The organism is Sulfitobacter sp. EE-36 (assembly GCF_000152605.1).
Lineage (GTDB): Bacteria > Pseudomonadota > Alphaproteobacteria > Rhodobacterales > Rhodobacteraceae > Sulfitobacter > Sulfitobacter pontiacus.
This window is the reverse complement of the sequence record NZ_CH959310.1, coordinates 2,106,155-2,119,435: the sequence shown is the minus strand read 5'-3', so window position 1 is coordinate 2,119,435 and position 13,281 is coordinate 2,106,155. Positions and strand designations below refer to the sequence as shown.

The window sequence follows — 13,281 nt, the reverse complement described above, 5'->3', positions numbered from 1 at the left end:
CCCCAGCCGTCTAACGAAAAAAGCCGCCCCAATCGGGACGGCTTTGATCTTTGTGATACCGAAAAAGGGGAAGACTTATTCGTCTTCCAGCTCTTCCACGGCTTTCTGCAGGTCTTCTTTCGACACTTCTTTCTCGTTCAATGTCGCCTGCTCAAACACGTGATCAACGACTTTGTCTTCGAACAAAGGAGCGCGCATCTGCTGTTGCATCTGCTGGTTTTGCTGAACGAATTCAAAGAACTGACGTTCCTGACCCGGGTACTGACGTGCCTGGTTCATGATCGCTTGCGTCATTTCCGCGTCGGTGACCTGAACTTCGGCTTTCTGACCCAGCTCGGCCAGCAGCAGGCCAAGACGCACGCGGCGCTCGGCGAGCTTCTTGTGCTCGTCGGTGGTTTCGATTTCCGGGTGGTCATGGCCCTGAACGTCGGGGTTGTCTTCGTGCCACAGCTGGTGCGCGATCTGGCCTGCTTCGGCTTCGACCAGCGACGGCGGCAGGTCAAAGCTGACCAGCTTGTCCAGCTCGTCCAGCAGACCGCGTTTCATGACAGCGCGCGACGCACCGGCATATTCCGCTTCCAGACGCTCTGCGATCTGGGATTTCAGCGCAGCCAGATCTTCGGCACCGAATTTCTTGGCCAGCTCGTCGTCCACTTTCGCGGCAACAGGCTTTTTCACTTCTTTAACCTTGCACTCGAACACGGCTTCTTTGCCGGCGAGGTGAGGTGCTTGGTAATCTTCCGGGAAGGAAACCGTTACGTCTTTCTCGTCGCCTGCCACAACACCGACTAGCTGCTCTTCGAAACCGGGGATGAAGGAGTTGGAGCCCAGGACCAGCGGGTAATCTTCTGCCGCGCCGCCTTCAAAGGCTTCGCCGTCTACTTTGCCGAGGAAATCGAATGTGATCTGGTCGCCGTCTTCTGCCTTGGCACCCTCTTCGCGGGCTTCAAAGTCCTGTGCGGTCTCTGCCAGGTTGGCCAGCGCTTCTTCAACGGCGGCGTCATCGGCTTTGACAACCATTTTTTCCAGCGTGATGGACGACAGGTCGACTTCTGGGATATCGGGCAGTGCTTCGTAGGTCATGGTGACCTCGACGTCGTCGCCTTCTTTCCAGTCTTCATTCGCCATTTTGACGTCGGGCTGCATCGCAGGGCGATCGCCGGACTTTTCAAAATGCTCTTGCATGGCGCCATCAATGCTTTCCTGCATTGCTTCGCCCATAACCTTTTGGCCGAACTGCTTTTTCAGCAGCGCCATTGGGACTTTACCTTTGCGGAAACCCTTCATCTCGACTTCGGGCTGCGCTTCGGCCAGCTTTTCGTTGACCTTGGCCTCCAGCTCAGCTGCTGTCACAGTGATGGCATAGCCGCGTTTCAGACCTTCGTTCAGCGTCTCGTTGACCTGCATGTTTGCTCCATAGGGTAAGGCCGCGCATTGCGGGGCGCGGGCGGAAAAATTTCCGCTCTTCTATTGGGGCCTGCGCTTGGGCGCAAGCGGATTTGGCGGCGGGGTCCCGTGGGACGGGGCGAATTGCCCCCTGCCCCCGCGTACCGATGGCATTAAACGTCTCGGGCGGCGTCCAGTGGGCGCATAATCAGCCCCCGAGGCACCGCATCCGGCTCAGGACATGCCAAGCGCTTCTTTATAATATATGCTTATAAAACGTAACATAGCTTGTTTTATGGACTAAACTCAATTAAAACGGTAAAAAAATCGTTTCAACGCCGCTGCCTTTCAGCTTTAAAACGGTTTCAAAAAAACGTCCGCATGCGGACGTGTGCCCTCTTCCGTCTACGATAAATGAAGTCTCCGTCGGAAAAGGGCACAACCTGGCTCAACCATTCTCCTAATGTCGAGACACAGCGCTATGTTGAAATCCTTTTTTTTAGGTATACTTTCATCCCATCTAATTAGGCTTCGGCAAAACGAATCTGTTGCGATTATTTGCTGCTTAGAGACTTGAGCAAAGCCTACATTACGTTGAGGGAAGCTTCCGGGGGCAGGTAAGGTAGCGCCTCTAACCCCAGTGGCACAGTGTAGATCTTGACGGGACTAGTGCGCAGATCGCCAAGATCTAGAACTTTGATGCCGATCTAGAACATAGTATGGATAAGAAGAGTTCCTTCTAATAAGCACTTAATATCTTCATATAATTTATTGGCAGTACGCTTTGCGGATACGCGATAAAAACGCTCCCCTCTGGAGCCCTAATTCGTCGGACGTTCTCTGAAACCACTCTGCGTCCCCCGGCAAAACCCTCAGGTGCAAGTATGCCGTGTATTTAGATCGAGGCCTACCCTGCGGTCTGGGCAGCGGATCGAGTGGACCCAGCTTATCTGGCTCCTGAGCCCCTTCAACCTCCTCTAATACAACCCTCGCAATTTTTGCCACCAATGCGGCCAACTGTTCTTCATTATATGTCACTTTGGCCATAGCTACTGCTTTCCAAGTACTGAGGACTCTCAAAACTTCAAGTCCTGTATTACAGGGCGACATTATTCACAGTTTACTTCATAGCCGCAACCAGAGATTTGCCGCCTATGTCTGCAAATGGATTCTACACATATTGACCCTTTGTTAAGCGCGCTGGCGTCCGTCCTACGAAGACATCGTCGTGCGTTGAATATGTCTCAAGAAGAGCTCGCTCACAGGGCTGGGAGAAGTATGCGATACGTATCCCTAATGGAGACAGGAAAGCACCAACCATCGCTGGATACCCTGAGACGTATGAGTAGCGTCTTTGATATGCCACTTAGCCAGCTTATTTTAGAAGCAGAAAAAGACATGCACGCTTAAGTTATGTAAATGTAAATTGCCTTTAGGTTTACCTGAGTATAGCCCGGAATGTAGCTTTACCCTATTTTAGTTATTCAAATAGGGTAAAGCCGTAAGCGTTGCCTGGACAGCACCTTCCCAGTTTTCGCCTGAGCTGCGAATCCGTTTCTGACGGATACTGGGCGGGGGTTTCGCGATTGCGACTATAGTGGAGTTTCTCAGGGACTAAGGGATGGAGAGAAAGCGTTAGATACAAAGGCCGACGGCACATTAAAGGTGGGCGGAGTGGCTTACCACGGATTCTAAATCAAGACGCATTATCAGCCGCTCGGCTAAATCCAGTCCCAAGTGACTTCGAAAAACGATTGCGCGCGAAGGATAAGCCCCAAAAGATCATTCCATCGCAGTTGATCGTATTGGCACACTCATTGCACGCCAAAAATGCTATATTGAACCCAGCAACTTAATACGGTTGCTAGGGGCACCTCAGGGCTGGAAAACCAAATTTCGAGGGTACCCAATCTACGACCTCATCAGAGATGTTCGGGATAATGCCTCTCAAAGATGGGCCATATCGCCTCTTTCAAGGATCGTTCTAGCATCTAACTCATTTAAATTCATCACTTTGGTAACACCTACACATTTATCGAACCATTCATTACCAAATGCAGCATTTTCAAATACTTAGCCTGCAAGCGTTGCATTACCCTCTGAAGTCCACGGTAGCTGCTGATCGATGTCCTTCTGCTTATGGCCATTGATGATGGCAGTAAGGGTAATCCCCCCTGAAATTAGAGGTGTTCAAAGGTAGAATTTTCTCGGTAGGATATCTGAGCTACTTCCCATTTGCTGGACAGGATCTGGCGTAATTTAAGCTACTCTTTGCACCTGCTGATCGGTTTGGGTTGTTTCATTTCGCTGCCAATAGATCACAGCGGGTGGTTGACCGCCAAGGGCGGAATGTGGGCGCTTGCGATTATAGAACTTGATCCACTTGCCGACACCTGCTTTCGCTTCCGACCCGGTCTCCCAAGCATGCAGGTAGACACACTCGTATTTCAGAGATCGCCAGAGCCGTTCTACGAAGATGTTGTCGAGGAACCGTCCCCTGCCATCCATTGAGATACGCACGCCGGATCGGCGCAACCGGTCCGTCCAGGCGAATGACGTGAACTGACTGCCCTGGTCGGTGTTCATAATCTCTGGCGGGCCGAACTTGTGGATGGCTTCGTTCAGCGCATCGACGCAAAACCCCGCTTCCAGCGTGTTTGATATCCGCCATGCCAGCACCTTACGTGTGTGCCAGTCCATGATCGCGACCAGATACATGAAGCCGCGCCGCATGGGCAGATAGGTGATATCCAAGCACCAGACCTGATTGGGCCGATCCACACGCAGACCGCGCAGAAGATAGGGGTATATCTTCTGCCCCTTCGCGGCTTTGCTTGTGTTGGGCTTTTGATAGATCGGCATGAGGCCCATCAGCCGCATTAGCCGTCTGATCCGCTTCTCGTTCACGAGATGGTCGTCATTCCGCAGGTGCCATGTCATCTGGCGCACCCCGTAAAACGGGGTCTCAAGGAACGGCTTGTCGATCACGCGCATCAGATCGAGATTCATTTCACTTTCGCCCTTGGGCTCGTAGTAAAACGATGATCGCGAGATCGACAACAGCTTGCATTGCTTGCTGATGGACAGGTTGGCGTTGGCAGGCTCAATCATCCCGCGCCTCACTTGCCGGTCCAGGGTTTGAGCTTTCTTGCCAAAAAATCATTGGCGACGGCCAACTCCCCGATCTTGGCGTGGAGGTCTTTGACCTGCTCTTCATCGACTTCCGGTGCCTTCCGGCCACCACGCTCAAATACGCCTAACGCGCCTTCAAGTAGAGCACGCTTCCATTGATGGATCATTGTTGGATGCACCCCAAACCGACTGGCCAGCTCGCTGACTGTTTCTTCGCCCTTCAGCGCTTCCAACGCCACCTTGGCTTTGAACTCTGGGTGATGTTGTTTCCGTTTAGACATATCTGATCTCCTTCGTGGTGAAGATCAGCAGACTACAAATCGCAGCTTACGTCTGTGTCCGAATTTCAGGGGGTAGCTCACTTGTTTAGACATTGATACGGCAATGATCCTAATCATTAATGTGAAACTTGAGTTGGCTTTCCTTGCGTCCCGCAAATACATTGCCGACATATAGGCTGGTTGCAGCGAGGCGCTCTATTGGGTGCGAGCGTCTATCTGGCCCCTTGGAAATCACGTAAAGAATGGCCATGAAGCAACTCTCACCAAATTGGGAATTCGTGTCAGACACCGTCATGGGCGGAGTTTCGGAGGGTTCTGTCGCAGATGAAATCGTTAGCGGACGCAACGCCTCGGTTCTCCGCGGCACAGTTTCGCTCGAGAACAACGGTGGTTTTATCCAGATGGCATTTGATCTTCACGAAAGTGGTGCTGATGTGGACGTGAGCGCGTGGGACGGCATCGAAATTGATGTTTACGGCGATGGTGACACCTACGACGTTCGGCTTCGCACGGCGCAGCTAAGCAGACCCTGGCAATCTTTTCGCGCCGATTTTGTGGGCGAGCCACGCTGGCAAAAGGTCAAAATTCCTTTTTCTTCAATGGTCTCGCATCGGGTGGAAGCTATCTTCGACCCAACTTGCCTTAGACGCATTGGGATACTGGCGATAGGACGCGAACGAGATGCCTGTATTGCAGTATCCAATATCGGGTTTTACTCGGCGAACTAAGTAGAATTCCTGCGTGCCACACGACATGGCTGACGATAGTATCTAACTTCGCCGCATCGCACGTCAGTTTTATTAAGGTCCTGGCGAGATACTGGCGCGATCTCTTATCGACATCGCTCTGAAGGACGGCATGAGCCCCGAAGCGTACGGTCAGATTTTAGATTCCCACATCACAAGAAAAGCCCAACCGTTTGGACCGGTTGACCTCCCCTATCTCACCACCGGCAGGTCTTCCATTCGCGTGGTATAGCGCGGGCTTCGATGATCTGCGCGCAATCGCCACGCCTGCTTCATACCTTCGCTGGCAAGAACCATCGTCTTCTTTCCAAACCGATCATTCACGTCATCCAGAGCCTTCATCAAAGCCGGGGATTTCGTTCGCGCTTGATCGAAGAGCGTTTGAGGACGATCTTCGAACCGCACCAGGTCATTCAGCATGATACCAGCCTTGGTAAAGCCAAAGCTTCCAGCGTCCGACTTTGGCCATCCAGCTTCCGCACAGCGTCGTGCGGCTTCAACGAGATCAAAGGTATCCGACGACATCGGGGTCATTCGGGTGGTTCTGGAAGCTGTATACTGAGGACGATCTGGCCGGTGCTTATTGGTGTGGAAAAACACAGTCAGCGTGCCAGCGACCAAACCGTGCTGGCGTAGCTTTTCAGCGCCCCGCGATGCGTGCGCGGTGATCGCCTGGAACAGCGTGTCGAAGTCTGCCATCGGAGTGCCTGCTGATCGTGTTACGGCCATTCCTTTGCGCTGTGGCTCTACGTCCTCAAAGGCGAGACAGGCCTCACCCTGTAACTCCAGCACGATCCTCTCCAGCACCACGGTGCCGACAGCCCTTGCCCGCCGGATTGGCAGATCACGAAGATCAGCTGCCGTGTGTACACCCAGGGCCTTCAACTTGTCGGTGGTTTTTCGACCCACGCCCCAGATGTCCCCGACTGGCACACGCGGCAGCAGCCAGCTTGCAAGGCTCTCGTCCATCATATCCAGAACCCCAGCAAAGATGGGGTTCTTCTTGGCAATGTCGTTCGCACATTTCGCAAGGGTCTTGGTTGGGGCGATGCCGATGCGTACTGGCACCCCTACTCGTCTCAAGACCGCTGCACGCAGTGCCTTGGCATGTGAGGTGCGATCTTTGAAACCAACAAAGTCGAGGAAGCATTCATCGATGGAATAGATCTCAACGTTTGGCGTAAAGTCTTCGTAGACCTCAACCACCCGACGAGAGATGTCGCCATAGAGGGTGTAGTTTGAGCTGAACACCCGTATGCCATGGGCTTCAACCTTATCGCGGATGTGATGCAGCGGAGTGCCCATCTTGATCCCCAAGGCCTTGGCCTCATCGCTGCGCGCTATGGCGCAGCCATCGTTGTTTGATAGAACGATCACTGGGACATTCTTTAGCGTTGGATCGAATATCCTCTCAGCGCTCACATAGAAGTTGGCGCTGTCGCTGATGGCAACAGGCCGCTTCATGCCAAGTCGTAACGCCGGACAACACCAGCAATGACGCCCCAGATCTCGCTATCCTCTGTAAGTTCGACGTCGGGGAACTGTTCTTGGCTATTCGCAGGAGCGAGGTAGTATCTGTCGCCACGCTTACGCAGGATCTTTGCTGTGACAGCACCATCTACCACGGCCAGCACGGCTCGCCCAATGCGGCGCTTGCCAGCACGGTCTACAGCGATGATATCACCATCACGTATCCCTGCGTCCCAGAGGCAGTCCCCTTCTACGCGCCACCAAAATGTGGATGAAGGATGTCTAACGACCCAAGCCATAGGGTCGATCTCGTCTTCGAGGTCGTCACCTGCTGGCGAAGGAAAACCAGCGCTGACTGGTGTGCTGACAATTCGAACAGATTGGGAAGGCATGTGGACGGGTTTATCGACTGGGTAAACTGGCATGGGAATCCTGAATGTTCTCTATGTGTTCTCAATCTGCGATTCACCTGCCCGATGTCAAGTTTGGTTTGGGGTGATGTGGACTGGAGGCTGGCATCAGATCGAACCGAGTTTGTGAACTCGACGATGGAGAATAGCACCCTGAGCCCCTGCCCTGCTTACAGAAGGTGAAGAGTGCCTCACTGCAAAGGTACCGACTGAAGCATATCGTCAGTGTCTAACTTCAAAACACTGCGCCAGAGAGGACTTTTAAACACATGGACAGCGCGCATTTCCGCGCCCTGGTCTTGGGTCGACATCAGCAGTCCGGCCCATTCAAGCGGTCGCAAAACGCAGGCCTTGAACGCGTATGTGTTCCGCCTGGAAGTATTGCGGTCACTCTCCGGTTCACCATAGAACTTTTGATATAGGGTAACTTCGCTGATGCCGTGATCGGCCTCTACGTTGATCACATTCATCCAAACGTCCCAATTTCCGAAGGGTTGGTCATCAAAGCGCGCATAAGAGGTGTGATCGACCTCGTGTAAAAAATACGGGATCAATTCGACAAACAAGCGCCCGGGCGATTGGGCCAACTCTTTGCCACGCTTGGTGAGCCGGAACTCGTCTTTGAAGTGGCGACCAAGGCGTAATTCAATCAACAGGAAGTGCAGCACTTCGAGCGGCGCGAAGTCAGCTTCGTTGATCACCCTATGATAACGGAACACCTCATCCGCACCTTCCCCTGGCCAGTCAAAATTCTGTACGGCCCAATGAACGAAGGTACGCTTGAACGCCTTGTTTTTGGTGATCGCTATCGATCCGTGTTCCTGCGTATATTGCATGGTCAGAACTGCTGCCTGTAGCAGCGGTGACCGCAAGAGGTCGGGATGGTCGTCAGCGAGGGTTTGGTACTCGATCATTTCTGAAAGGTCTCGCACACTGCACCGCAGCGCCATGATACTTAAGTTAGCTCAGTGTATAGGAAGCAGTATTAGACGGTTCTGAATAGCAGCAAAATGTGGTTAGCCGCTACGCCAGGACAAAAAGTTAGGCCGTAGTGGCAAAATACTGAACGGACCGAAATCGGAAGTTCACTGCGGCAATGAAATCAGAGGCCAATCTTTGAACAACCAGATATTGGGATCAGAATACTGAGATTTCATCCAGACACCGTTATGACGTCAAAATTTGGGAATTTACTGAAAATTTTGATCTTGAATCTGGTTGTGAGACAATCGGGTGCGCGGCGGAAGCTGGCCCTCTGGCGCTACGACTACAATAACGTCAGGCCACACTCATCGCTCGGAAACCAGACGCCAAAGCAGGCACTTGAGCACTTTGAGGGCTCCGCGCTTGCCCAATCCGGAACCCCCAACTATCAAAAACAAACCTGCAAACTCTCGTTATGAGTTAAGGATCAACGGGATGAAGGTCAGATCATCTGACCAAACAACCGCATGAACTGGGGACGATTTGTTTGCCATGAGGTATTTGCAAATACCCCACAGACACGCTCTCTTACAGCGTCAGTTGAACTTTGACTTCGCCGTTGAATATATTCAAGCAAACTACTTACTGCCGACTTGGCGGCTCGCCTTTGATCTGAACCGCTTAAAGTGCTATCATACTCAGCAAGGATATGGCCTATTCTAATCTGATTGTCAGCAAACCTAAGACGTAAGGCTTGTTCAAATACAGCTTGATTTTCAACAATGAAGGTTATCAACCCAACTTCCGGGGTGAAGGGCAAGTAGCTAATATTCTGAGCGAGGCGCTGAAACCTTTCCAGTTGTGCATGATTGTTGTTAGCATCCCACTGGACAAGGGTTTCAGTTCTGACGTCATCGTCTAATACTGCAATTTGCACCACGTGCTGAGGCATGACCGAGCGATTTCTTTCGAGAAATGAAATCACATCCTTAAATCCTCCCACAGGAACAGCCTTTACAGTGGGACGTTGAGTGGGGTCATCAAACCGCTCATCTGCGAACATCTCAAAGAATGCTGTTAGAGCATCACGCGCAAACGTGTCCTCCACATACAATATTATATCTGGGAGCATCTCTTCGTCGGAAGCAATGTTGCCAAGCGCGTAGGTAGGAAAACACCCATAGATAGGTTTGACTTCGCCGCTATCTTGTTTTTCCAAGTAAATTATTCGTCTTCTATCAACGGATTTTAGGAGAGTTACTGAGTGCGTCGAAAAAATGATTGTCAGCGACTTATTACGAGCTTCATTTTCCAAGAAACGCAGCAGGTTGACTTGAGCTCTAGGGTGCAAGGCCATCTCGAGCTCGTCCACAATTATCATGCTGTTGTTCGCAACATTAGTTAAAAGGCGCAACAATTTAAGAATACATAGCTCTCCTAAGCTGAAATGCTTCTCAGAATGGTAGGTCTGCGGAGTAGTATCCAGAGCCAGAACGAAAGCATCATTTCCCGCTCCACGCGATAGGTTAATTGATCGTAGTTTTGAAAACTTGTTGGTTTCAAATATTTGATTTGCAGCGGTTTTGATGCCATTATCAGCGCCGCGAATATGTTGGGTATCAAAATCTTCTGGTCTAGGCGTAAAACGCTCGGCTGAGGCCCCAATATAAGTTACAGAAGGATAGCCAAATCTGTCGAAAAGATCAGCGTTTTTTCTCGGTCTAGGCGTCCAGCGCTCGCCCCTGTAGGCATACTCAACAGATTCATTGTTGATCTCGTAAGTTATCGTTCCTTCGGACTGGTTGTCCAACCTATCTGATCGAAGGGATGTTGGAAAATGAATCGGGAATGCGTTGGAGTGCCCAATTCGTCGAAGGCACGCTAACAAAGACGTCTTTCCTGAACCGTTGCTTCCAGTCAGTAGTGTTACTCCTCGGTCTGGAATTTTGAAATGTAGTCTATTTAAATTCCTCAGGTTTTGAATATTGATCGTGCCAGTCATAGAGAACCCCAAAGTGCGGCTTAATCTGAAATCGATTACGCCAAACCATTACAGAGGCTCACTCCTTGCACAAGTAATTCCCTTTTACAAAGGACGGTTTATCGAACGCGCTGCTAAAGCAGCCATTAGCGTGATCGCAGCGGATAGCCACTTTGTTCCGCATTGCAGACCTCGGTGGTTGACGAAACGAATGCCCGCTATCCGCCCTTGTGTTGAGGAACACGGACGGCCCTTACCAGCCATTCACCCATTGATCGCCTTGCTGCGGTGCGGCCCGTCAGACCGGCCATTCGCTGCAACCGCGAAATCAAGAGGGTCGCGAATTCACAGAGTGCGGACAAAGCGGACTTCCGCTGCCCGTGGTTCAATGTCCGGTTTGGCGAGCCGTTCAACAAACGGTCGTTTTTGGGAGGGTGTTACTGTTCGCTCGGAGTTCTCGCAGAACGATTTGTGCATAGCGTAACATTACATTACGAATCTATATGAAAGGGGCCAAATCTGGATGTTCATCTTATCGCTTCGAGGCAGATTTGGGATCTCTATTGCCTTATGGATTCATGGTTTGACCGTTCTAATGACCATTGTTCTTTTGGGTTCGACCACACTCGGCCTTCAGTTGACCGCCTTTCTGATTTTTATAGTCGGTTCAGTGTTTATTCTGCGCTACATGAATCAGAATAAGAAACGCCTTATCTTCAACAGCCCCGCAAATAGACAGGTTGCATTTCCATCGTCACCCAAGATTGAGAAAGCTACAGCTTACTTCCAAGGCGCAATTGTCATCATTTTCTTCTTCCCCGTGGTAGTCATTCACTTGCTCGGCAAGGGTCTATCAGACGTTCCCAATGGGGTTATCTTTCCGGTGTTCTACCTTGCCTCCCTCGCCTTCATCGGAATCCTACAAAATGTAGTCCGCAGTCAAACGCAGTAATTCACTGCGGTTTTTTTTTGATGATCTTCGACACGCGATTAACACGGTCATTTGTTTAGATACCTGTTCCAAAAAACCTGGTTTGTGGCACAGGCCCACCCCCCCCCAGTCTACGCTCCCAAAAACCTCGTTCAAAAACTAAGTGGTTGCTGAAGGTTTTAGATCGCTCTCAAGGTAACGGGCATTCGTGCATAACGCAGCATCGGTTATTCTGGGCTCACAGCGGCCTTGCCGCGGCACAGCGTTAAATTTGGGCCAACGGCCCCCACTTGGCTTTGCCCAGGTGACTGTTGTGAGCACGAAGCGGACATGGCAGTTCAACACTCAGGTGGGAGGCAATTGTTCTCTACGTCATGAAGGAACGACTGTGATGCTCGAAACTAGGTAAAAGCGGCGGCAGCATGTTATGTCTTCCAAGTAGGTAAGCGCTTCGTTGGTATCATAAATGGATGAGATCATGGGCGGTGATTGACGTATAAGCCCGCCAGATCCGAAAGGCAGCATCGTGGAAAAATTCAACGGCGGTGAGAAAATTGATGTTGAGTTGGTTTCCATCGAAAGCATTGACGTCGATGAGATCATCATTCTCACTGGTGGCCTTAAGGCACGGCTGCGTGACGATGAGTACCTTCAGATTTACCCAATTTGGAAAGATGGAGAGCCCACATGGGGTGGGAACATTCCATGCGACATGTTCCAAAGCTTCCTTAAGGATCGATCTATCGACATCATAGGAATAAGGCAGGACACTAAATCTGATGATGGCGCTCGTTGGCGTTGGGCTCCAGCCAAAGCTTGCCATAACCCTCCCCATAACAACCCTAGCTACCGATGGACATTCATTTCTAGTGGGATACTTAGGGCTATAAAAGCGGGAACCTCCTTCAACTTAATCGGCGAAAAAACAAGTGGAGCTATTTCAGAAATTGAGATAAGAAAACTCGCTGACTTAGCAAGGCACATCTCAATTGACCTGCACCAGATGAACTTTGCCATCGTCATGATGGCGGAACACCTTCACATCGAACTTGTTAGGTGCGGACCGCAATGCAGTCGTAATTCGCACATCCGTAACTTCGATCTATCAGCCTATGTACACAACTTCTTTCAGGCGTTTAGTGCGGCACGAGATCATTATGCACAGTTTCTCGCCATACAAATTGATCAGAAGAAGGTCAAAGGGAGCGAGATCGATAGTATGTCTAATCTGCTGAATGCAGTTGAGCCCTCTCAACTAAGGCAGCTCGAATTCATAAGGCTGCTAGAGCGGAAAAGCTTTCTTGAGATTGGTGAAGGCGCGCGCAAACACAAAGGTAAGTTTCGGTTAATTTACAAATCAGATACTTGGTTGAAATATACGAACGGCTTGCGAAATCGCTTCGCCCACGGATCTCCTTACGGAACAATGGCGGATGAGGACATAACCGAAATCTACCAACCCGACGGTGACAGCACAATATTTCTATCAAAAGCCTTCCTTGAGAAGGGCAAGGGCGAGTTCCCGCCCGACCTTCTAAGAACTATAAATCATTCATACCAAGAAATTTGTGCTTTGTTTCTTTTGGCATCTGAATCCACCGGATACGATAGTAATCCGCCGTCCGTTAGTTTTCAGACCTAACATATCATATATAGGGCAACGGAAGCATCCGCTTGTCTTTGCAAAAACCGCTTCCTTCGCAAAGCCGACCTTGGTGCGCAGCGCAGCATGGGGGCTTCGGTCTGTGTCGGTTTGAATGGCCGCTTTTGCAAATTTGGCACAGAACCTTCGCAGACGCAGCAAAAGTCGCCTCTCCGCCATTCGTGTCAAGTGCCGCTACCGGCCCAGAGCTGACCTTGGCCGAGAATCATGATGCTGCGCTGCAGCTCCTCTGAAGCAGTCATTCGTACATGGCGCAGCATTACCCAGAATTGGCGAAGGCACGAAAGCCACGCACACCGTGGCAATGGGCGAAAGGGTCCCAAGCCGCAAAAGAAGTGCGCTCAATTTTGAGTTGAA

Annotated in this window: 10 protein-coding genes and 1 pseudogene; 5 read left to right on the top strand and 6 right to left on the bottom strand. The window is 51.0% G+C overall.

From position 1 onward, the window contains the following. Positions 1-75: 75 nt before the first annotated feature. The gene (gene tig / locus EE36_RS12795) at positions 76-1,407 is read right to left on the bottom strand and encodes a trigger factor (RefSeq protein WP_005852852.1); all 1,332 of its coding nucleotides are present in this window, start codon (positions 1,405-1,407) and stop codon (positions 76-78) included. Between the two features lie 1,143 nt (positions 1,408-2,550). Here tig and EE36_RS17360 point away from each other — a divergent pair. Continuing rightward, positions 2,551-2,796, top strand: coding sequence for a helix-turn-helix domain-containing protein (locus EE36_RS17360; RefSeq protein WP_083776467.1), 246 nt, complete (start codon positions 2,551-2,553; stop codon positions 2,794-2,796). A gap of 849 nt (positions 2,797-3,645) precedes the next feature. On the opposite strand, the gene EE36_RS12785 is transcribed toward EE36_RS17360, so the two are convergent. Next, positions 3,646-4,799 (bottom strand): IS3 family transposase gene (locus EE36_RS12785; RefSeq protein WP_156785543.1). Its coding sequence is split into 2 segments (ribosomal slippage): positions 3,646-4,526 and positions 4,526-4,799, totalling 1,155 coding nucleotides; the frame shifts between segments, so codons are not numbered across the junction. Positions 4,800-5,047: 248 nt separating this feature from the next. Between EE36_RS12785 and EE36_RS12775 the strand changes: the two genes are divergently transcribed. After that, positions 5,048-5,527 (top strand): CIA30 family protein, encoded by a 480-nt coding sequence (locus EE36_RS12775; protein ID WP_156785542.1) that lies wholly within the window; start codon positions 5,048-5,050, stop codon positions 5,525-5,527. A 210-nt stretch (positions 5,528-5,737) separates the two neighbouring features. Here the strand turns inward: EE36_RS12775 and EE36_RS12770 are convergent, their stop codons facing one another. The 3 genes from EE36_RS12770 to EE36_RS12760 all read right to left on the bottom strand — a co-directional run bounded on the left by EE36_RS12770 (position 5,738) and on the right by EE36_RS12760 (position 8,339). Next, positions 5,738-7,009, bottom strand: coding sequence for a Y-family DNA polymerase (locus EE36_RS12770; protein ID WP_005852842.1), 1,272 nt, complete (start codon positions 7,007-7,009; stop codon positions 5,738-5,740). Continuing rightward, a complete protein-coding gene (locus EE36_RS12765; RefSeq protein WP_039911895.1) occupies positions 7,006-7,440 on the bottom strand; it encodes a LexA family transcriptional regulator in 435 nt (144 codons plus the stop codon). The genes EE36_RS12770 and EE36_RS12765 overlap by 4 nt, the downstream gene beginning before the upstream one ends. 176 nt (positions 7,441-7,616) lie before the next feature. Next, entirely contained in the window at positions 7,617-8,339 is a 723-nt protein-coding gene (locus tag EE36_RS12760; protein ID WP_005852838.1) for a hypothetical protein, read from the bottom strand. Between the two features lie 321 nt (positions 8,340-8,660). Here EE36_RS12760 and EE36_RS17355 point away from each other — a divergent pair. Then, positions 8,661-8,828, top strand: a pseudogene (locus tag EE36_RS17355) (integrase core domain-containing protein); the annotation flags it as partial. A 23-nt stretch (positions 8,829-8,851) separates the two neighbouring features. On the opposite strand, the gene EE36_RS17350 reads toward EE36_RS17355, so the two are convergent. After that, a complete protein-coding gene (locus EE36_RS17350) occupies positions 8,852-10,351 on the bottom strand; it encodes an AAA family ATPase (RefSeq protein WP_039912265.1) in 1,500 nt (499 codons plus the stop codon). Between the two features lie 562 nt (positions 10,352-10,913). On the opposite strand from EE36_RS17350, the gene EE36_RS12750 reads away from it, so the two are divergent. Together EE36_RS12750 and EE36_RS12745 are read left to right on the top strand one after the other, a co-directional pair. Continuing rightward, entirely contained in the window at positions 10,914-11,282 is a 369-nt protein-coding gene (locus EE36_RS12750) for a hypothetical protein (RefSeq protein ID WP_156785541.1), read from the top strand. Between the two features lie 505 nt (positions 11,283-11,787). Continuing rightward, on the top strand, positions 11,788-12,903 hold the full coding sequence (locus EE36_RS12745; protein ID WP_005852832.1) for a hypothetical protein: 1,116 nt from the start codon (positions 11,788-11,790) through the stop codon (positions 12,901-12,903). Positions 12,904-13,281: the final 378 nt, after the last annotated feature.